Origin of the sequence: Marivita lacus (assembly GCF_014637725.1) — a bacterium.
In the GTDB taxonomy this organism is placed as follows: domain Bacteria; phylum Pseudomonadota; class Alphaproteobacteria; order Rhodobacterales; family Rhodobacteraceae; genus Marivita; species Marivita lacus.
In genome coordinates, this window is sequence record NZ_BMFC01000009.1 from 37,804 (window position 1) to 56,855 (window position 19,052).

The window sequence follows — 19,052 nt, forward strand, 5'->3', positions numbered from 1 at the left end:
ACATCACCCAAAGGCTCGGCATCCGATTGCGCGTCACCGCAGCAAACGCGTGTCGGCCAAAGGGCGCAAGCCCGACGCCGAGAAAAAAAGAGCGCGTCCCGCAAGGGGCGCGCTCATTCTTTTCATAGGTCGGCAATCCACAGGTCTATTCGTCGAAGGGCTGCAACGCTTCAAGCTGCGCCTCGGTCATCTTGCTCACGTAATACGAGCCGGTCCATGTCAGCGCCTCCAAGGGCACGCTCACGTCCGAATCGCCAAAGTCCAGAAACCCTCCGATTTCCAACAGGAAACCGGCCGGTTCGCCATCGGCGTCGATCAGGATCTCCCTGACCTCACCGATCATTTCGTCATCGGTGTTCCGCAACTCGGTTCCCTCGACAGATTGCAGATAAGTGGCGTCGCGGGTCTCCACCGGCCCCGCTGCACCCTCTTCGGCATCCTGCGCAAAAAGCGGTCCTGCGCACAGCAGCGCGGCGCATGTGATCAATCGTGTCATGGCGTGTCTCCCGAATGGTTCGCCCGGAAAACAACCAAACCCGCAATGTGGTTCCGATGTTACTCTGCGGCCACTGCTTCCACATCCGCCGCCTCGACCCGCACCGCCGAGAATTTGAACTCGGGGATCTTGCCATACGGGTCCAGCGCGGAGTTGGTCAGGATGTTCGCCGCCGCCTCGACGAAGGCGAAGGGCAGGAACACCATGTCGAGCGCGACCGCGCGGTCGGCGCGCGCCATCACGACAACCGATCCGCGCTTGGTGGTCAGGCGTACATGGCCGCCCGGTTCCACACCCAGCCTGCGCAGGGTCGACGGATGCAGCGAACAATTCGCCTCCGGCTCCACCGCATCGAGCACCATGGACCTCCGCGTCATCGACCCGGTATGCCAGTGTTCCAACTGCCGACCCGTTGTCAGGATCATCGGGTATTCCGCGTCCGGCACATCATCGGGCGCAATCACCGAGGCAGGCGTGAACCGCGCCCGCCCGTGCGGACGGGGGAAGCCATCGCCGAACACGATCGGCTGGCCCGGGTCCTCGGGCGACAGCGACGGGTAGGTCACAGCGTTTTCGCGCGCCAGCCGGTCCCAGGTGATGTTGGCAAGCGATCGCATGTTCAGCTTCATCTCGGCAAACACATCAGCCGGGCTGTCATACTCCCAGTCCATACCACACCGCCGCGCCAGTTCGGTCGTGATCGCCCAATCCTCGCGCGCCTCGCCCGGAGGTGTCACGGCGGGACGGCCCATCTGCACCTGCCGGTTGGTGTTGGTCACCGTGCCCGACTTTTCCGCAAAGGCGCTGGCGGGCAGGATCAAGTCGGCATAATTCGCGGTCTCGGTCAGGAAGATGTCCTGCACCACCAGCATGTCCAGCTTGGCCAGCGCATCGCGGGCATGTTCGACATCGGGGTCCGACATGGCGGGATTTTCGCCCAGGATATACATCGCCTTGATGTGACCGTCATGGACCGCATCCATGATCTCGGTCACGGTCAGACCCTTCTGGTTCGAGAAATCCTCGGACCCCCAGACCTCGGTAAAGGCGGATCGCACGCCGTCATCCATCACCGACTGGTAATCGGGCAGGAACATCGGAACGAGACCGGCATCCGACGCGCCCTGCACGTTGTTCTGTCCGCGCAGCGGGTGGAGCCCGGCACCGGGACGACCCACATGGCCGGTCATCAGCGCCAATGAGATCAGGCAGCGCGAATTGTCGGTGCCGTGAATGTGCTGGCTGACACCCATCCCCCAAAAGATCATCCCCGCCTGCGCGGTTGCGAAATCGCGGGCCACGGCGCGCAAGGTCTCGGCGTCGATGCCGCAAATATCGGCCATCTTTTCGGGCGGGAAATCCGCAAGATGCGCCTTCTCCGCCTCCCAGTTCTCGGTATAGGCCTCGATATACTGACGGTCGTAGAGCTCTTCCTCGACGATCACATGCATGATCGCGTTGAGCATCGACACATCCGCACCGGGGCGGAATTGCAGCATATGCGTCGCGTGGCGTTTGAGCGCCTGACCGCGTGGATCCATCACGATCAGCTTGCCACCGCGCTTGGCGAATTGCTTGAAATAGGTCGCCGCCACGGGATGGTTCTCGACCGGGTTCGCACCGATCACGATGGCCACATCGGCATGCTCGATCTGGTTGAACGTGGCCGTCACGGCACCCGATCCGACGTTTTCCAGCAAGGCCGCAACCGAAGACGCATGGCACAGCCGGGTGCAGTGATCCACGTTGTTGTGGCCAAAGCCCTGACGGATGAATTTCTGGAAGAGATACGCCTCTTCATTGGTGCACTTGGCGGACCCGAAGCCCGCGACCTCGCGCCCCCGGCCCTTGAGCCCCTTGGCGGCGAAATCCAGCGCCTCGTCCCAGGACGCCTCGCGGAACACCTCTTGCCAGTTGTCCGGATCGACGTTCAGCCCCTTGGCAGGCGCATCCTCGCGCCGGATCAGCGGCTTCGTCAGGCGGTGATCGTGGTGGATATAGTCGAACCCGAACCGGCCCTTGACGCAGAGCCGCCCTTCGTTGGCCGGCCCGTTGATCCCCTCGACATAGACAACCCGGTTGTCCTTGACCTTGAGCGACACCTGGCAGCCCACGCCGCAGAACGGGCAGACGCTTTCGACCTCGCTGTCGTAATCCTTGCTGTCGCCCTGCTGCTGGTCGTCCAGCACGGTCGCCGGCATCAGCGCGCCCGTCGGGCAGGCCTGCACGCATTCACCACAGGCCACGCAGGTCGAGACCCCCATCGGGTCGTCGAAATCGAACACCGGGTAGGCATCATGCCCGCGCCCGGCCATGCCGATCACGTCGTTCACCTGAACCTCGCGGCAGGCGCGCACGCACAGGCCGCACTGGATGCAGGCATCGAGGTTGACGCGCATCGCGACATGGCTGTCATCGAGCAGCGGAATGCGTTCGACCTCAAGCGTCGGCAGACGGCTTTCCGTGATGCCGTTCGCATCGGCCATGTCCCAGAGATGCGAGGATTTGTCATGCGAAGCCTCACGCTCGGGCTGATCGGCAAGCAGCATCTCGACCACCATCTTGCGCGCGGATGTCGCGCGGGTGGAATCGGTCGTGACCACCATGCCCGGCGCGGGTTCGCGGATGCAGGATGCCACCAGCACCCGCTCGCCTTCGACCTCGACCATGCAGGCGCGGCAATTACCATCGGGGCGATAGCCGGGCGCGGGCTTGTGGCACAGATGCGGGATCACCAGACCACGGCCGTTTGCGACCTCCCAGATGGTCTCGCCCGGTTGGGCCTCAACCTCTGTGCCGTCCAGAGTAAAGCGGATCGTGTCAGTCATGGCGGTCTCCCTTGTCGCGGTCACTCTAACCGCAATTCGGGCCTGTCGTGGATCAACAATCCCGACAGTTTGGCGCGGATTTGCGGCTGTGCCGTTTCCGATGCGAACAATTCTCTCCGACAAGGGCGGTGCAAGCCATTTCGACATGGCTTGCAAAGGGGCTTTCGACAGCCCGCGCCCTTACAGCGCCGCCGCGCGTTCAAAGGCGGGACGGGTCCGCAACCGCCGCAGGTACTCCACCAGCGCCTCCGGCGCATCCGGGAAGCCCGCGTTCCGCGCCCAGCCCAGGCAATGTGCCAGCAGGAAGTCCGGCACCGTCAGGTCATCGCCCGCGAGACAATCCGACGACAGATCCGCCGCGATCCGGTCAAGGTTTCTTGCGAACTCGGCCTTGAGGCTGTCCTTCACCGCAGGAACGCGCTGGTCTTCGGGCAGGATGAAGCTGTGCCGCGCCGCAGTCCACAGGATCGCGTCCACCTCGTCCAGCACCCGGAATGTCCATGCGTCCTGCCACGCGCGGGCCACCGTTCCCGCAGGCCGTGTGAATGCCCCATGCTTGTCCGCGAGATAGGTCAGGATCGCCGTCGAATCGGAAATCACATCCTCCCCGTCCACCAGCACCGGCACCTTGCCCGCCGGGCTGAACGCGCGCACGTCTTCGGATCGCGGCGCGGCGGGCACATGCTGATACGGCACACCCAGCTCTTCCAGCAACCACAAGGGCCGAAAGGCCCGCGTCGCCCGATTGCCCACAAGTTTGTACATGTCCGTCCTCCCAAAACCGGGCACCTGCCCGGCAAACCCTATCGCCGCCCCAGCATCGCCAGCCGGATGAACGCCCGTTCCACGATCGCCAGCGCAGGTCCGTGCTGCCCGGCAGATCGCAGCGACAGGTCGGTCTCCAGCAGCATCTGCAACCCCTGTTCCAACCGGTACATGCCCCAACCCGACGCTTGCCGCGACATCCGATCCCGGCGCGGGCCAAAGACCGGCGGGCGCAACCGCCCCATGCCCTGCCCGACACCGCCGGGGTCTGACGCTGCCGTGTGCAGCGCCCGGAAATGTCGGGTCGCCATGATCAGCAGTGTCACCGCAGCCGTCCCCTGCGCTTCAAGCCGCGCCATCACCGGACCGATCTCTCCGATGCGGCCCTCAGCCACGATGTTGAGCACATCGTCCAGATCGGCCTCGGTCGATCCCGGCGCGCAAAGCGACACCTCCTCCGGTGTCAGAGGTGCGGCATCCCCCAGCTTGTACAGCGCGATCTTCTCGAGCGCCTGGCGGAAATCCCCCGGATCGATCTCGCGCGACAGGGCGGTCAACATCTCCATCGCGGCGCCATCAGGCCGGGCCAGGCCCGCCCGCGTCAGTTCCGTCTCGATCTCGGCGCGACTGGGCGGGTCGTTGTACAAGGCCGCCGCATAGGCGTTGGAGTGTCCCTCGAACAGCTTGCGCAGGGCAGACTTGGCGGGCAATTGCCCCGCCGTGACGACGATCTGCGCATCGCCCTTCTGCCAATCCTCGACCGCCGCCGTGATCGGCTTGATCACCGTATCGTTTGCATCCTCGACAAAGGCCACGCGGGGGCCGGGAAAGAATCCCACAGACTTGATCGCATCGCCCAGCAGCGCTGGCTCCTTGCGCAGGTCCGCCGCCGGAATCCGCGTCAGTCTCATCTCGCCCTCGCCTTCGGGCCCGATCAACGCCGCGATCAGTTCCTGCCGCTTGAGCGCGACGCGCATCGCGTCTTCGCCATAGATCAGGACGCCGGTCCTGTCCCTGTCGGGCCGGGCGAAATAGCCCGAAGCGTCGCGCGGAGGCAGCTTCATGCGGGCAGGCCAGAGGCCGAAATGACCAGCCGGTCGACGATCTGATCCGCGAGAATCACCATCAGACGCGCCGTGGCATCGCGTTCAGCCGCCAGGGTCGCAACTGTCGATCCGGTTGCAGAGAAGCCGGTGAAATCGCTCACGCGCCCCTGCCTCACGACGGTATCGCTCTGGGTATCGCGCAGGGCGAAATCCGCAACGCCCGTGACCTGGAACCGGTTGGTCGTGCCCTCGACCGAGGTGGCAAGCCCCTGCCGCTGGATCGTGGGTGTCACCGTCAGCACGTAGCGGCCACCGTCATTGCGCCCGAACCGGTCCTCGAGCCGCTGCGCGATCAGGAACCCGTCCCGCCGGTCAGGGGCGACCACGCGCAAATTGTCCTGCAAGACCGACGCACCGCCCTCTGGCCCGAAAGCGGGCGTGAACCCGCAGGCCGAGCCCGCGAGAAGCGCCGACAGCGCAAGAAGCATTCTGCGTCTATGCAACCACATTCACGATCCGACCCGGCACCACGATCACCTTCTTGGGGGCAGCGCCATCCAGCGCGCGTTTCACACCATCGGTCGCCAGCGCCAGCTTTTCAACCTCGGCCTTGTCCATATCCTTGGGCACGGTGATCTCGTCGCGGCGCTTGCCGTTCACCTGAATGGGCAGGGTCACGGTATCCTCGACCATCATCGCGGGATCGGCCACCGGCCAGGGCGCGTTGGCGACAAGGCCTTCGCCCCCCAGAAGCGCCCAGATTTCCTCGGACAAATGCGGGGTCATCGGGGACATCAGCTGTGCCAGCGTCTTTGCCGCCTGCCGTTTCGCATCGGACCCGGCCTTGGATTTCGACAGGGCGTTGGTAAAGGCGTAAAGCCGCGCAATCGACGCGTTGAAGCCAAAGCTTTCAACCCCCAGCGTCACATCATGGATCGCCTTGTGCATCTCGCGCAGGAGCGCTTCATCGTCCCCGGTTGGGGCGTTTTCAGCTTCAGCCACCTCGGCCGCGATGCGGTAGACCCGGCCCAGATGGCGCGCCGCAGCTTCGGCACCAGAGGCGGTCCATTCCACGTCCCGCTCGGGGGGCGAGTCGGACAGCACGAACCAGCGCGCGGTGTCGGCGCCGTATTGCTGGATGATGGCAACCGGATCGACCACGTTGTTCTTGGATTTCGACATCTTGGCCGAGGGGATGATCGCGACCTCGGTTCCGTCTTTCAGGAAACCCTTGCCCTCGCGCAGCTCCACATCCTCCGGGTAGTGATAGACCGGACGGCCATCCGCACCCTTGGTCTGGTAGATCGCGTGCGTGACCATGCCCTGCGTAAACAGCGCATTGAACGGCTCCTTGCACTTTTCCGGCAGGTGCCCGGTGATGTGCATCGCCCGCGCAAAGAACCGCGAATAGAGCAGGTGCAGGATCGCGTGTTCGATACCGCCGATATACTGGTCGACATTCATCCAGTACTCCGCATCCGCCATATCCGTCGGCGTGTCGGCACGTGGCGCGGTGAAGCGGGCAAAGTACCAGCTTGAGTCGACAAAGGTGTCCATCGTGTCGGTCTCGCGCTTGGCAGGCTGACCGCAGGACGGGCACTGGCAGTTGCGCCACGACGGGTGACGGTCCAGCGGATTGCCCGGAACACCGAAATCAATCGGCGTGCCATCCTCGTCATAGGGCAGAGCGATGGGCAGGTTTTCCTGTTTCTCCGGCACAACGCCGCAGGCGTCGCAATGCACCACCGGGATCGGGCAGCCCCAATAGCGCTGGCGCGACAGGCCCCAGTCGCGCAGGCGGAACTTGGTCACGCCGTGGCCAACGCCGTTGGTCTCGCAAAAGTCGATGGCCGCATCGATCGCCGCGTTCCCGGTCTGCGCTTCCTCGCCGGCAAAGCCGTTGATGTAACGCACGGTTTCCGGCTTGGGCGGCACATAGGCCGGGCCACCGTCTTCGGGCGGAATAAAGGTGCCTTCCTCGCCCATCGCGGGGACAAAGGTGCTCTTCACCGGCAGGTCGTATTTGCGCGCGAAATCCAGATCGCGCTGGTCATGCGCCGGGCATCCGAAGATCGCGCCGGTGCCGTAATCCATCAGGATGAAATTGGCCACATACACCGGCAACTCCCACGCCGTATCAAACGGATGGCGCACCCGCAGGCCGGTGTCGTAGCCGCGTTTCTCGGCCTTCTCCAGCGCCTCTTCGGTGGTGCCCCCCTTGCGGCATTCAGCGTTGAACGCGGCCAGTTCGGCATTGTCCTTTTCCAGATGCTTCGCCAGCGGATGATCCGGCGAGATCCCGACAAACGAGGCACCCATCAGCGTGTCGGGACGGGTTGTATAGACCTCGATCCGGTCATGGCCCTCGGGCCCGTCAATCGTCGAGAACCCGAATTGCAGTCCGCGCGACTTGCCGATCCAGTTGGCCTGCATCAGCTTGACCTTGGCGGGCCAGTCATCCAGCCCGTCCAGCGCATCAAGCAGTTCTTCCGACATGTCGGAGATCTTGAAGAACCACTGCGTCAGCTCGCGCCGTTCCACCTCGGCGCCCGACCGCCAGCCCTTGCCGTCGATCACCTGCTCATTCGCCAGAACGGTCATGTCGACCGGATCCCAGTTCACCACCGCGTTCTTGCGGTAGACCAGACCGGCCTTGAGCATGTCGAGAAACAGCGCCTGCTGCTGGCCGTAATATTCCGGATCGCAGGTCGCGAACATGCGTGACCAGTCGAGGCCGAATCCCAGCGGTTTCATCTGGCTGACCATCGTGTCAATGTTGGAATAGGTCCAGTCCTTGGGGTGCCCACCCGACGCCATCGCCGCGTTTTCTGCCGGCATTCCGAAGGCATCGAACCCCATCGGGTGCAGCACATTATGCCCGGTCGACTGCTTGTAGCGCGCGATCACGTCGCCCATCGTGTAGTTGCGCACATGGCCGATATGGATGCGCCCCGACGGGTAGGGGAACATTTCCAGCACGTAGTATTTCGGCTTGTCGTCCGACCGCACGGCGCGGAACGTTTCATTCTCTTCCCAGACGGCCTGCCATTTGGGTTCGATGACAGAGGGGTCATAACGCGACATGAAATGTGTCCTTCGGGTGTGCAGTGTGTGTTGGCAGGGTGATAGGCCGATGCCGCAGGATCGTCCAGTCCTGCCCCCATCTGCGCCATTGTGATGCCGGATTTTTGCGGTCATACCCATGAAAACCAACGGCAAGACGTGCGGGCTGATGAAGATACTCCTGATCCACCAGAACTTTCCCGCACAATTCAAGCATCTCGGCCCCGCGCTTGCGGACCGCGGCGATCAGGTCGTCGTACTGACTCCCAAGGTCAAGGAAACGACCAAGTGGAAGGGCATCACCGTCCTGCCCTATGCCGTCAAGGGATCAACGACTCAGGGCATCCATCCTTGGTTGGCGGATTTCGAGACCAAGCTGCTGCGCGGCACAAGCTGTCACGACGCGGCGCTGGCGCTGAAAGAGCGGCGCTTTGATCCCGACGTGATCCTCGCGCATCACGGCTGGGGGGAAAGCCTGTTTCTCAAGGATGTCTGGCCCGACGCGCGGCTTGGCCTCTACTGCGAACTCTACCACCGCTCCGGCAAGGCCGAGACCGGCTTCGACCCCGAATTTCCAAGCGCGACGCCCGGCCGCGACCCGCTGCGCCTGCGGTTGAAGAACATCAACAACCGCCTGCACGAAGAGGTGATGGATGCCGGAATCAGCCCGACGCAGTTTCAGGCGGGCACCTATCCCGACAGCTACCAGTCGCGCATCACGATCTGCCATGACGGTGTCGACACCGACGCGATCAACGCCAATCCCGAGGCGGTGCTGACCCTGCCGGACGGCAGGACGCTCACCCGCAGGGACGAGGTGATCACCTTCATCAATCGCAACCTCGAACCCTATCGCGGTTATCACCGCTTCATGCGCGCCCTGCCGGAACTGCTGCGACGCCGCCCGAATGCGCAGGTGGTGCTGCTGGGAGGCGACGAAACCAGCTATGGCGCAAAGCCCCCCGCAGGCCAGACATGGAAGCAGATCTTCATCGACGAGGTGCGCGGCCAGATTCCCGATGCCGACTGGGCCCGCGTGCATTTCCTTGGTCGCGTCCCCTACCCGACATTCCTGTCGATGATCCAGGTCAGCACGGTGCATGTCTACCTGACCTACCCTTTCGTGCTCTCGTGGTCCCTGATCGAGGCGATGAGCGCGAAATGCGCCATCGTCGCCTCCGACACGGCACCGGTGCGAGAAGCGATCATCAGCGGCCAGACCGGCGTGCTGGTCGATTTCTTCGATCAGGAAAACCTGATTGCGGAAACCTGCGCCCTGCTCGACTCACCTGAACGGCGGGACTTCCTCGGGTCGAATGCGCGTCGATTCGCACGCGAACGATACGACCTCAAACGGGTCTGCCTGCCGCGACAACTCAAATGGGTGGACGATTTGTCTGCAGCCTACCCGGTCAGACACCCCAGAGACTGACCTTCGTTCGGTTATCGAACCTGAGTTCAGAGCCGGCTGTCCTGCTGGCGCAACTGGCGGGCCCGCGTGAGGATCGCATCCTCGACCGCCCGCACCGTTGCCCCACTGGCCGGACCCGACCGCGTCATCAACGCAAGGTTCAAAGACCGCGCATCAAGCGCCGGGTCGTTTACCAGAATCGTCGCACGGTAGGCCTGACCACCGCCCGGAGGCGTGCCAAAACCGGTTGTGATCACACCGGTAAAGGGATCGACCGACTCGACCGGCAGGAAATCTAGCGTTTCGAGAGCGGCGTTCCAGATGTACTTGTTGACCGCACCCAATTCGCCCGCATCGCCGCGCGACCGGAAAAGATCAGCCAGCGTCGAGGTCGGAGCGCGCCGGTTCCGGTTCTGATACACGGTCTCTTCGACAATGTCGGCGGCGGGCGGTGTCTCGACCGGGTCTCGATCGGCGCGCGCCCCGAAAAAACCGCATCCCGACACAAACGCAGCCATAAGAACAATGCCTGAAACGGTCCTGAAACGTGTAAGGTCCATAGAAGACTGCCCTCAATTGCCTGTTTGCCTTGTGATGTGCATACAAGCCGATCCCAATCACGACAAGCCGAACTTGATCCCAATGCAATAAGGCCGTGATCTTTCAACGGGAAAGGCCGCCCAAAAGGCTTGTGGCAAATCAGCATCACAGAAGGCGAAGTTGCCAGAGGGCCGGTCGCGTTGCTTGCAAACCCGCCCCCCCAAAGAGCATAGAGTTTCCAGCTAATCCGGACCACCCGGTTTGGTACGCGCCTTACGAACACATGAGGGAAAAACATGAAAACTCTTCTTCTTGCTTCCACAGCTCTGGTTGCAACTGCTGGCCTGGCCGCAGCCGAAGTCAGAATCCTTGGTACCGCTGAACTGGGTATCTTTCAGAACGAAAACGGTTCGGGCGATGGCTCTTCCGGCGATCTGAGCAAAGTCCGCGTCTTCTCCGACATCGACGTGACATTCGCGATGACCGGCGAAGCCGACAACGGCCTGTCGTTCGGTGCGTCCATCGATCTGGACGAAGTGGCCAACTCTGGCGGCGCAACTGATGGCGACCTGCAAGACGCCGCTCGCCTGCCCGACTCGTTCATCTTCCTGGCATTTGGCCCGGCACGTTTGACCGTTGGTGACACCGATTCCGCGTTTGACGCTCGTCTGACCGAAACCGCCATCGGCGGCGCGATCAACGACGATCACACCGTGCACCCGGGCTACAACGGCAACTCCGGCCTGGACGAAATCTACGGCGGCCAGGAAATCCGTATGGATTACTCGTTCGACGCCTTCACCGGCTCGATCTCCGTGTCCCCCGACCGTAACGCCACCGACTTCGACATGGCATACGCCCTGGGTGCATCGTACAACCTCGAACTGGCAGGTCTCGACCTCGGTCTGGGCTTCGGCTACCAGAAAGTCGACGAAGCCGCTTCTTTGTACGACACACGCGTCGGCCTGAGCGCATCGACAACGTTCGCCAATGGCATCACAGCCATCGTGAACTACACACACTTGTCCGATGACACCACCGGCGGTGCAGACGATGGCAGCCATTACGGCCTTGGCCTTGGCTACACCATGAACGCCCTGACGATCGGCGTGAACTACGGTGAGTATGATTTCGACGATGCATTCGCAGCTGACCGCAGCGGTTACGGCCTCGCAGCCAACTACGATCTGGGTGGCGGTCTCTCCGCACAGCTGGGTTACGGCGGTGGCGACATCGACGGCGCAGCAGACTACGAGGACACGTTCTCCCTCGGTCTGTCGATGAGCTTCTAATAGCTCATAACCAGATTTGGTTAGGGAAAGAGCGGGCCTTGTGCCCGCTCTTTTCTTTTGTGCCACTGCCAAGTAGCTAAGGGCAAAAGGCGAAGGCTCAGATGCAGACCAACCCGGTTCACGCGATCAAGACAACCTATGACAAGGCTCTGGCCTTGGCCCGACAGGGGGATCTGTCGCAAGCGGCAGGTCTTCTCGACGGTCTTGCGCTTCAGGCGCCCACCCTGCCCGAAATCCACTACCAGCGCGCCCGCATCGCGGCCCGTCTTGGCGATCAGGACAAGCGCCTGTCATCCATTGACCGCGCCGTCGATCTGAGGCCCGCAGACCCCACCCTGCTGACCGAAGCGGTTGCCGCGCATTCCGCCGCAGCCCGGCACGACACGGTGCTGTCGCTCTATGACCGGCTCATCGCGCTTGATCCGACGGCCATCAAACCGCAGGCGGAAAAAGCGCTCTACCTGCAGACCGCCGGACAGTTCGACGCCTCGGAAAAGCTGTTGCGCAAGCTTCAGAAGAAACACCCGCACGAGGCCGAACTCTACCGCATGCTGGCAACCACGATCCGCATTCAACCCAACGATCCGATGATCGGGGCGATGCGGCGGCTGGCCAACCATCCCCGCCTGTCCACCGCCGGGCGCATGCATGTCAATTTCGCGCTCGCCAAGGCGATGGAGGACACCAGGACCACGGCCAAGGTGTTCCCGCATCTGCATCTGGCCAACGCGGCACAGGCTGCGCTTTGGCCCGACGATGCCGCAGCCCGGAATACGGAATGGAATGGCGTCGTTGCTGCTCAGGACGGCCTGAGCCCGGTCACGTCGAGCACCGGCACCGATCCTGCCCTTGTCTTCGTGACGGGCCTTCCGCGCTCGGGTACCACGCTGGTCGAGCAGATCATCGCAAGCCACAGCAAGGTGCAGGCAGGTGGTGAAATGGCCACCGCCCTCCGGACCGCCTATGCCCTCTTTGGATCAGGGGCCGACATGCGGCCCCTTGCACAGGAACCGCAGGGCACCCTGTCCGAGTTTGCAAACCGTCTGATGTCGGCCCTGCACCCTTTTGCAAACCCTGCAAAGCCGGTTCTCACCGACAAATCCATCATGGCTTTCCTGATTTACGGCCTGCTACATGCGACCCTGCCCAACGCAAGGTTCATCGTCGTCCACCGCGACCCGCGCGACATCGCGCTGTCGATCTACAAGAACCATTTCAACGGTGGCACCCATCGCTATGCCAACGACCTTGCCGCCATCGCCGAGGTGATCAAATCCTTCCGCCGGATCATTGCCCATTGGCGCGCAATCCTGCCCGACCGGTTTGTCGAACTGCGCTACGAAGATCTCGTGGCCGATCCCGAAACACAGTCGCGGCACCTCATTGCAGCCGCTGGCCTCGACTGGGAGGATCAGTGCCTTAAGTTCCACGAAAAGGGCGGAACGGTCAAAACCCTCAGCCTGCATCAAGTGCGCCAACCGATTTACCAAAGCTCTGCTGCTGCATGGCGTCGCTACGAGAGCGATCTGCAGCCCTTCATCGACGCCTGGGGAGACACACCATGGGATTGACCGACATCACCACCCGCATCGCCAAGGCCGCCAAGGCTGCCGACCGTGACCCCTCAGAGATCGCGCTCATCGCCGTCTCCAAGGTGCAACCCAACGAACGGGTTGAGGCTGTTCTCAAGGAAGGGCATCGCTGTTTCGGGGAAAACCGCGTGCAGGAGGCCGCAGGCAAATGGCCCACATTCCGCGAGACCTATGACGGCATTGATCTGCACCTGATCGGCCCGCTGCAAAGCAACAAGTCCCGTCAGGCGTTCGAGCTCTTCGATATGATCCACACGCTGGACCGCCCCAAGCTGGCGCAGACCTTTGCCCGACTGGCGCAGGAAATGGGCTCCTGCCCACAACTCTTCATTCAGGTGAACACAGGCGAAGAGCCGCAGAAGGCCGGGATCACGCCAGCCGAGACCGACGCCTTTGTCGCGGAATGCCGGTCGCTCGATCTGCCTGTGACGGGGCTGATGTGCATTCCGCCCGTAGACGAGACTCCCTCCCTGCACTTCGCTCTGTTGCAAAAGATGGCCGAGCGGAACGGGCTGTCGCAACTGTCCATGGGAATGAGCGATGATTTCGAGCAGGCCATTGCCTTTGGGGCCACCCATATCCGCGTTGGGTCTGCCCTCTTCGGGGCACGCGTTCCGCCTGCGGAGTGACGCGCACGTTTTCCGTCAGCGAAAAACATGAATGCGTTGACGCATTCAAATTCACCAAAAAAAAGCCCCGGAAAAACCGGGGCCTTTGAACTCGCCATTCAGCGCGAGACTAGTGCAGCTTCTGCCCGACTTCTGCAATCGCATCGTCGATGCTCTTTGCGGCGTCCTTGTCGGTCATCTGCTTGGCGATAACGTCACGCGCCGCCTCGATGGCCACGGCGATCGCACGGTCGCGCACTTCCTTGATGGCGCCGGCCTGCGCAGATGCGATCTGGTCTTCAGCAGCGGCGATGCGACGGGCGATGGATTTCTCCAGGTCCGCTTTTGCCTGCTCCCCGGCCAGGACAGCTTCGTCCTTGGCATGAGCGACGATCCGGTCCGCCTGCTCCTGAACTTCGCGCTGACGACGCTCATAGGTGGCCAGCAGCGCCTGCGCCTCGTCGCGCAATGCCTTGGCTTCGTCCAGATCGTTGCGGATGCCTTCGGCGCGCTTGTCCAGCATGCCCATCAGCAACGACGGCACCTTGAAATACACCAGGATACCGATGAACAGAACGAAGCCGATGGTCACGATGAAATCGGTATTCGCCAACGAGAAGAACGGCTTGCCCGTTGCGGCCAGCGCGGGGCTGGCCATCAGGGTTGCGGCGGCAATGGTCATGATACGTTGCATATCGCTCACCCCTTGATCTGTGCGTCTACGGCAGCGGCGACAGTGGCGTCATCCGCCTGTCCACCAAGGGCTGCCACGATGGCGCCCGCCGTATCTTTCGCCACGGCTTCGACGCTTTCCACGGCCGATGCACGGATGTCCGAAATCGCCTTCTCGGATTCCGCGGCCTTGGCGGCGATCTCGGCATCTGCCTTGGCAATCGCCTTTTCCAGTTCGACCTGCATTTCGGCCTTGTTCCGTGCAATGATCTCCTGCGCCTGCGCGCGGGCATCTGCGAGGGCCTTGTTGTAGGCCTCTTCGGCCTCCACGGCTTTCTGCTTGAGATCTTCAGCAGCCGCGAGGTCGTTCGTGATCGTGCCTTGTCGTTCCGCCAGAACCGTCGCAATGCGCGGCAGAGCGATCCGGGACAGGACAAAGTAAATCGCGACGAGCGCGATCAGAAGCCAGAAAATCTGGTTCGGCATCCAGTCGACGCACAGCTGCGGCATACCGATGGCGCTGCCATCCGGACCCACACATGCGCTGGCTGTACCAGTGGTTTCGGTCGCCATGTCGTCCTCCGTCGGAACTTGTCGTTACATCGGGCGGGCCGCGTGATCACGGCACCGCCCGCGCGTAAGGATATAAAGTCCGAAGCTTAGACGGCGAACATCAGCAGCAGAGCGACGAGGAACGAGAAGATCCCCAGAGCTTCTGCAAACGCGATACCGATGAAGAGCGTGGCGGTCTGCGATGCAGCAGCCGACGGGTTGCGCAGCGCGCCGGCAAGGAAGTTGCCAGCAACATTACCGACCCCGAGAGCCGCGAGGCCGGAGCCCATAGCAGCAAGACCAGCGCCGATGTATTGACCGAGGTTTCCGATATCACCTTCCATGAGTGTATTCTCCTTACGATTGGAAGTTCAGATTAAGGACCAAGCCGGGATGTCCGACTTAGTGATGTGGGTGCAACGCGTCCTTCAGGTAGACGCATGTGAGGATGGTAAAGACGTAGGCCTGAATGGCCGCCACGAGCACTTCAAGCCCGAAGATCGCAACCACGCCAAGGACCGCGAAAGGCGAGACTGCCGCAATCTGTCCAAAGCCCGCGAACACCTTGAGAACCGCGTGACCGGCGGTCAGGTTGCCCGCAAGACGGATGGAGTGGCTCACCGGACGCACGAAATACGAGATGATCTCGATGATCGCGAGCACCGGGCGAATGGCCAGCGGCGCGGATGTAACCCAGAACAGGCCAAGGAATGACACGCCATTCTTGATGAAGCCGAGCGCCGTGATCGCGATGAACACGCCAAAGCCCAGCACGGCGGTGATCGCGATATGCGATGTCGGCGAGAACGATGTCGGGATCAGCGCGAGGAAGTTGGAGAACAGGATGAAGAGGAAGATCGTGAAGATGTACGGGAAGTACTTGAGCCCGTCCTTACCGGTCACATCCTCGACCATCTTGTAGACAAAACCGTAAGCCAGTTCGGCAACGGATTGCGACCGTGTCGGAACCGTCGCGCGCTTGGCCGTGCCGAGCACCATCAGCGCCGCAACTGCGGCAACCGCCAGAAGCAGCCACAGCGCGACATTGGTGAACGTGAACATGCCCACCGCACCGTCGCCGAAAAGCGGCTTGACGATGAACTGGTCCATCGGGTGAAACACCAGCCCGCCTGCGCTCTGACCGTCAGCTTCCGTCGCCATGTCGATCCCTCTCGTTCGTCTCGGCCAGATCGGCCAGCTTCTTGGTTTGAAGCTCCTTCGCGGTGCGGATCATCACGTTGACCCCCGCGGCAAAGCCCAACAATGTAAACAGCACCATCAACCAAGGTTGCGTTCCGAAGACCGCATCAAACCCGTATCCGATGCCAAATCCGATCCCTAGACCGGACACCAGCTCGATCACCATGCGCCACGCATGTTGCGCCTGGCTGTAATGCTCCTCCTGATGTGGCTTGTCCTCGCTGGCCCCCTTGGCCGCCGCAATCCGCGCTTCAAGCGCTTTCAGCCGCTGCTTTGGATCGTCTTCGGACACCACTCCACCTCGGTTGGAACGTTGGGCCTGTGCTACGGTGCAGCATGGCCTGAGTCAAGGCGCTGTTGAGGCGGGCTTCTGACACATCAAGCCCCTGATAAACATCAAAAATATCGGCCGAGCACGGAACACGGCCAAACGGTCACAGGCCCGGATCTCCCGCATTTGCCCAAAACGGCATATTCAACTTTCCGGTTGAGTTTTTCCCGCAGCTTCGTCTACTGCGCGCCATGGCCCCAAGTCTCGACACCGTCTTCGCCGCTTTGGCAGACCCGACACGCCGTCAGATCCTGACGATGCTGCTCGAGGATGACATGGCCGTGACCGACGTGGCCGAACCGTTCGAGATGTCGCTGGCCGCGATTTCCAAACATCTCATGATCCTCGCCAATGCCGGTCTGATCAGCCAGGAAAAACGCGGCCGGGTGAAATGGTGCAAACTGGAGCCGGACGCTCTCAAAGACGCAAGCGTCTGGATGCAGGCCTTCGGTCAGTTCGAGGCGATCAATCTCGACGCGTTCGAGCGCTTCCTGCAGACCGAAAACCTGACCTCGGACAGCTGAGCACAAACGCATCAAGGCGTTTGCGACACTCCGTTAACGGAGTGTCGCCCATTCATGCAGCCAGCCCGCGCCCCTTGAGCAATGCCTCGACCCCCGGCATCCGACCCCGGAACTTGGTGTAAAGCACATCCGCCTCTTCGGAGCCGCCTGCCGACAGGATGAACCGCTCCAGCTTTTCGGCCATCTCTGCATCAAAGGCGCCGCCCGCTTCCTCGAACGCCTCGAACGCATCCGCGTCCATCACCTCGGACCACATGTAGCTGTAATACCCCGACGAATAGCCGTCACCGGTGAACACATGCGCGAAATGCGGCGTCGCGTGGCGCATGACAATCGCCTGGGGCAGTCCCAGATCCGTCAGCACCCGCGTCTGTTCCGACATCGGATCCGCGGGTGGCTCACCCTCGTGGAACGCCAGATCGACAAGCGCCGAAGCGACATATTCCACCGTCTGGAACCCCATGTCATAGGTCGCCGCCGCCAGCACCTTGTCCAGCATCTCGCGTGGCATCGGCTCTCCGGTGTCCGCATGGGTCGCGAATTCCTGCAACACCTCCGGCACCTCCAGCCAATGCTCGTACAACTGGCTCGGCAACTCCACAAAGTCCCGCGCCACGGAAGTGCCCGAGATCATCTCGTAACTCACATCCGACAGCATCTGGTGCAGCGCGTGTCCGAACTCGTGAAACAATGTCCGCGCATCGTCATAAGACAACAGCGCCGGATCACCTTTGGCGAAGTTGCAGATATTGACCACGATCGGCCCCTGCACATCCGGAAACTTGCGCTGCGACCGCATCGTCGAACACCACGCGCCCGACCGTTTCGACGCACGCGCGAAATAATCCCCGACAAACACCGCCACATGCTGCCCGTCGCGCGTGACCTCCCACGCGCGCGCATCCCCGTGGTAGAGCGGCACGTCCAGCGGCTTGAACGCCAACCCGAACAGCCGGTGAGCACAGGAAAACGCCGCCTCGATCATCCGCTCCAGCTGCAGATAGGGCTTCAACTCCGCCTCGTTCAGCGCGAACTCCTCGCGCCGCCGGGCCTCGGAATAATATCGCCAGTCCCAGGCCTGCAACGGACCGTTCACACCATCCGCGCGCATCCGCTCTTCGAGCAGCGCCGCATCCTCCAGCGCGCGGGCTTTCGCAGGCTCCCACACCTCCATGAGCAAGCCGCGCACCGCGTCGGGCGTTTTCGCCATCTCGGTCTCGAGCTTGTAGGATGCGAAATCGTCATAGCCGAGCAACTGCGCCCGCTCATGCCGCAACCCGAGGATCTCGGCCGCAACGTCCCGGTTGTCCGTCTTGCCACCGTTCTCACCCCGCGCAACCCAGGCGCGCCACGCCTCTTCGCGCAAGGCCCGGTTCGGACAGAACTGCAGGAATGGCACAATCACAGACCGCGACAGGGTCAGCACCGGACCACCCGCACCACGCTCCTTGCCCGCCGCGCGCACCGCGTTGATGACAAAGCCGGGCAATCCCTCAAGCTCGTCCTCCGACAGCGCACGCTGCCAATCCCGCTCATCCGCCAGCAGGTTCTGACCGAACTGCGTGCCCAAGGTGGCCAACCGCCCCTTGATCTCCTTCATCCGCGCCGCGTCCCCGCCCATGAGCGCCGCGCCCGCACGCACGAACCCGCGATGGGTGAGCATCAGCACACGCGCCTTCTCGGGTGTCAGGTCCAGCGCATCGCGCGCCAGCCACACCTGTTCGATCCGCGAAAACAGCGCCTGATTGCCGTAGATCGCCGCCGAATGCGCCGCAAGCTTCGGGGAAAACTCCCGCATGATCTCTTCGCGCGCATCGGTGCTGTCGGCCCCGGCAAGATTGTAGAACACCCCAAGCACCCGGTCCAAACTGGCCCCCGTGCGCATCAGACCTTCGATGGTGTTCTCGAACGTGGGCGGCTCCGGGTTGATCGCTATCAACTCGACCTCGGCCAGCCCTTCCACCATCGCGGCCTCGATCGCAGGTGCGAAATGCGCATCCTCGATCCGGTCAAAGGGCGGCAGGCCAAACGGCGTTTCCCAGGTTTCAAGCAACGGATTGGTCATCGGACACTCCAGAATTGTTTGATCAAAACCTAGGTCTCCGCGCGCCGAACAACAATGGCCAACGCAA

General features: G+C 62.4%; 18 protein-coding genes. 5 read left to right on the forward strand and 13 right to left on the reverse strand.

Going from position 1 to position 19,052, the window contains the following annotated elements; all coding sequences use genetic code 11:
- Positions 1 to 145: 145 nt before the first annotated feature.
- The 6 genes from IEV82_RS15620 to leuS form a co-directional block, all read right to left on the reverse strand.
- Positions 146 to 496, reverse strand: a complete 351-nt coding sequence (locus IEV82_RS15620) for a PRC-barrel domain-containing protein (protein WP_188482966.1) — start codon at positions 494 to 496, stop codon at positions 146 to 148.
- A 59-nt stretch (positions 497 to 555) separates the two neighbouring features.
- Positions 556 to 3,324 carry a formate dehydrogenase subunit alpha gene (gene fdhF, locus IEV82_RS15625; protein WP_188482967.1) on the reverse strand — a complete coding sequence of 923 codons (2,769 nt, stop codon included), beginning with the start codon at positions 3,322 to 3,324 and terminating at the stop codon, positions 556 to 558.
- Positions 3,325 to 3,504: 180 nt separating this feature from the next.
- Positions 3,505 to 4,089, reverse strand: coding sequence for a glutathione S-transferase family protein (locus IEV82_RS15630; RefSeq protein WP_188482968.1), 585 nt, complete (start codon positions 4,087 to 4,089; stop codon positions 3,505 to 3,507).
- Between the two features lie 38 nt (positions 4,090 to 4,127).
- Positions 4,128 to 5,153, reverse strand: coding sequence for a DNA polymerase III subunit delta (gene holA, locus IEV82_RS15635; RefSeq protein ID WP_188482969.1), 1,026 nt, complete (start codon positions 5,151 to 5,153; stop codon positions 4,128 to 4,130).
- Positions 5,150 to 5,623, reverse strand: a complete 474-nt coding sequence (lptE, locus tag IEV82_RS15640; protein WP_188482970.1) for an LPS assembly lipoprotein LptE — start codon at positions 5,621 to 5,623, stop codon at positions 5,150 to 5,152. Before lptE ends, holA begins: the two co-directional genes overlap by 4 nt.
- Positions 5,624 to 5,630: 7 nt before the next feature.
- Complete coding sequence (gene leuS, locus IEV82_RS15645) at positions 5,631 to 8,219, reverse strand: leucine--tRNA ligase (protein ID WP_188482971.1); 2,589 nt, start codon at positions 8,217 to 8,219, stop codon at positions 5,631 to 5,633.
- 148 nt (positions 8,220 to 8,367) lie between these two features.
- On the opposite strand from leuS, the gene IEV82_RS15650 reads away from it, so the two are divergent.
- Complete coding sequence (locus IEV82_RS15650; protein ID WP_188483088.1) at positions 8,368 to 9,630, forward strand: glycosyltransferase; 1,263 nt, start codon at positions 8,368 to 8,370, stop codon at positions 9,628 to 9,630.
- 26 nt (positions 9,631 to 9,656) lie between these two features.
- Here IEV82_RS15650 and IEV82_RS15655 read toward each other — a convergent pair whose 3' ends face one another.
- Positions 9,657 to 10,127: a DUF3576 domain-containing protein gene (locus IEV82_RS15655; RefSeq protein ID WP_188482972.1), complete on the reverse strand. Its 471-nt coding sequence runs from the start codon at positions 10,125 to 10,127 to the stop codon at positions 9,657 to 9,659.
- Positions 10,128 to 10,445: 318 nt separating this feature from the next.
- Here IEV82_RS15655 and IEV82_RS15660 point away from each other — a divergent pair, with 318 nt between their 5' ends.
- From IEV82_RS15660 to IEV82_RS15670, 3 genes are all read left to right on the forward strand, one after another.
- Positions 10,446 to 11,441 (forward strand): porin, encoded by a 996-nt coding sequence (locus IEV82_RS15660; protein ID WP_188482973.1) that lies wholly within the window; start codon positions 10,446 to 10,448, stop codon positions 11,439 to 11,441.
- A 101-nt stretch (positions 11,442 to 11,542) separates the two neighbouring features.
- Positions 11,543 to 13,012 (forward strand): tetratricopeptide repeat-containing sulfotransferase family protein, encoded by a 1,470-nt coding sequence (locus IEV82_RS15665; RefSeq protein WP_188482974.1) that lies wholly within the window; start codon positions 11,543 to 11,545, stop codon positions 13,010 to 13,012.
- Positions 13,003 to 13,662 (forward strand): YggS family pyridoxal phosphate-dependent enzyme, encoded by a 660-nt coding sequence (locus IEV82_RS15670; protein ID WP_188482975.1) that lies wholly within the window; start codon positions 13,003 to 13,005, stop codon positions 13,660 to 13,662. The genes IEV82_RS15665 and IEV82_RS15670 overlap by 10 nt, the downstream gene beginning before the upstream one ends.
- Before the next feature lie 109 nt (positions 13,663 to 13,771).
- Here IEV82_RS15670 and IEV82_RS15675 read toward each other — a convergent pair whose 3' ends face one another.
- From IEV82_RS15675 to IEV82_RS15695, 5 genes are all read right to left on the reverse strand, one after another.
- Positions 13,772 to 14,335: a F0F1 ATP synthase subunit B gene (locus IEV82_RS15675; protein WP_188482976.1), complete on the reverse strand. Its 564-nt coding sequence runs from the start codon at positions 14,333 to 14,335 to the stop codon at positions 13,772 to 13,774.
- A 5-nt stretch (positions 14,336 to 14,340) separates the two neighbouring features.
- Positions 14,341 to 14,886, reverse strand: coding sequence for a F0F1 ATP synthase subunit B' (locus tag IEV82_RS15680; RefSeq protein ID WP_188482977.1), 546 nt, complete (start codon positions 14,884 to 14,886; stop codon positions 14,341 to 14,343).
- 86 nt (positions 14,887 to 14,972) lie between these two features.
- Positions 14,973 to 15,209 (reverse strand): F0F1 ATP synthase subunit C, encoded by a 237-nt coding sequence (locus IEV82_RS15685; protein WP_188482978.1) that lies wholly within the window; start codon positions 15,207 to 15,209, stop codon positions 14,973 to 14,975.
- Between the two features lie 58 nt (positions 15,210 to 15,267).
- Positions 15,268 to 16,026, reverse strand: coding sequence for a F0F1 ATP synthase subunit A (locus IEV82_RS15690; protein ID WP_188482979.1), 759 nt, complete (start codon positions 16,024 to 16,026; stop codon positions 15,268 to 15,270).
- Complete coding sequence (locus IEV82_RS15695) at positions 16,010 to 16,357, reverse strand: AtpZ/AtpI family protein (RefSeq protein WP_188482980.1); 348 nt, start codon at positions 16,355 to 16,357, stop codon at positions 16,010 to 16,012. The genes IEV82_RS15690 and IEV82_RS15695 overlap by 17 nt, the downstream gene beginning before the upstream one ends.
- A 230-nt stretch (positions 16,358 to 16,587) precedes the next feature.
- Here IEV82_RS15695 and IEV82_RS15700 point away from each other — a divergent pair, with 230 nt between their 5' ends.
- Positions 16,588 to 16,920, forward strand: a complete 333-nt coding sequence (locus IEV82_RS15700) for an ArsR/SmtB family transcription factor (protein WP_188482981.1) — start codon at positions 16,588 to 16,590, stop codon at positions 16,918 to 16,920.
- A gap of 52 nt (positions 16,921 to 16,972) precedes the next feature.
- Here IEV82_RS15700 and IEV82_RS15705 read toward each other — a convergent pair whose 3' ends face one another.
- A complete protein-coding gene (locus tag IEV82_RS15705; RefSeq protein WP_188482982.1) occupies positions 16,973 to 18,985 on the reverse strand; it encodes a M3 family metallopeptidase in 2,013 nt (670 codons plus the stop codon).
- Between the last annotated feature and the right edge of the window lie 67 nt (positions 18,986 to 19,052).

Bases quoted from the DNA above. Each gene is read 5' to 3' on its own strand.
- IEV82_RS15620 (WP_188482966.1), bottom strand. From the start codon at position 496: ATGACACGATTGATCACATGCGCCGCGCTGCTGTGCGCAGGACCGCTT.
- fdhF (WP_188482967.1), bottom strand. From the start codon at position 3,324: ATGACTGACACGATCCGCTTTACTCTGGACGGCACAGAGGTTGAGGCC.
- IEV82_RS15630 (WP_188482968.1), bottom strand. From the start codon at position 4,089: ATGTACAAACTTGTGGGCAATCGGGCGACGCGGGCCTTTCGGCCCTTG.
- holA (WP_188482969.1), bottom strand. From the start codon at position 5,153: ATGAAGCTGCCTCCGCGCGACGCTTCGGGCTATTTCGCCCGGCCCGAC.
- lptE (WP_188482970.1), bottom strand. From the start codon at position 5,623: ATGCTTCTTGCGCTGTCGGCGCTTCTCGCGGGCTCGGCCTGCGGGTTC.
- leuS (WP_188482971.1), bottom strand. From the start codon at position 8,219: ATGTCGCGTTATGACCCCTCTGTCATCGAACCCAAATGGCAGGCCGTC.
- IEV82_RS15650 (WP_188483088.1), top strand. From the start codon at position 8,368: ATGAAGATACTCCTGATCCACCAGAACTTTCCCGCACAATTCAAGCAT.
- IEV82_RS15655 (WP_188482972.1), bottom strand. From the start codon at position 10,127: ATGGCTGCGTTTGTGTCGGGATGCGGTTTTTTCGGGGCGCGCGCCGAT.
- IEV82_RS15660 (WP_188482973.1), top strand. From the start codon at position 10,446: ATGAAAACTCTTCTTCTTGCTTCCACAGCTCTGGTTGCAACTGCTGGC.
- IEV82_RS15665 (WP_188482974.1), top strand. From the start codon at position 11,543: ATGCAGACCAACCCGGTTCACGCGATCAAGACAACCTATGACAAGGCT.
- IEV82_RS15670 (WP_188482975.1), top strand. From the start codon at position 13,003: ATGGGATTGACCGACATCACCACCCGCATCGCCAAGGCCGCCAAGGCT.
- IEV82_RS15675 (WP_188482976.1), bottom strand. From the start codon at position 14,335: ATGCAACGTATCATGACCATTGCCGCCGCAACCCTGATGGCCAGCCCC.
- IEV82_RS15680 (WP_188482977.1), bottom strand. From the start codon at position 14,886: ATGGCGACCGAAACCACTGGTACAGCCAGCGCATGTGTGGGTCCGGAT.
- IEV82_RS15685 (WP_188482978.1), bottom strand. From the start codon at position 15,209: ATGGAAGGTGATATCGGAAACCTCGGTCAATACATCGGCGCTGGTCTT.
- IEV82_RS15690 (WP_188482979.1), bottom strand. From the start codon at position 16,026: ATGGCGACGGAAGCTGACGGTCAGAGCGCAGGCGGGCTGGTGTTTCAC.
- IEV82_RS15700 (WP_188482981.1), top strand. From the start codon at position 16,588: ATGGCCCCAAGTCTCGACACCGTCTTCGCCGCTTTGGCAGACCCGACA.
- IEV82_RS15705 (WP_188482982.1), bottom strand. From the start codon at position 18,985: ATGACCAATCCGTTGCTTGAAACCTGGGAAACGCCGTTTGGCCTGCCG.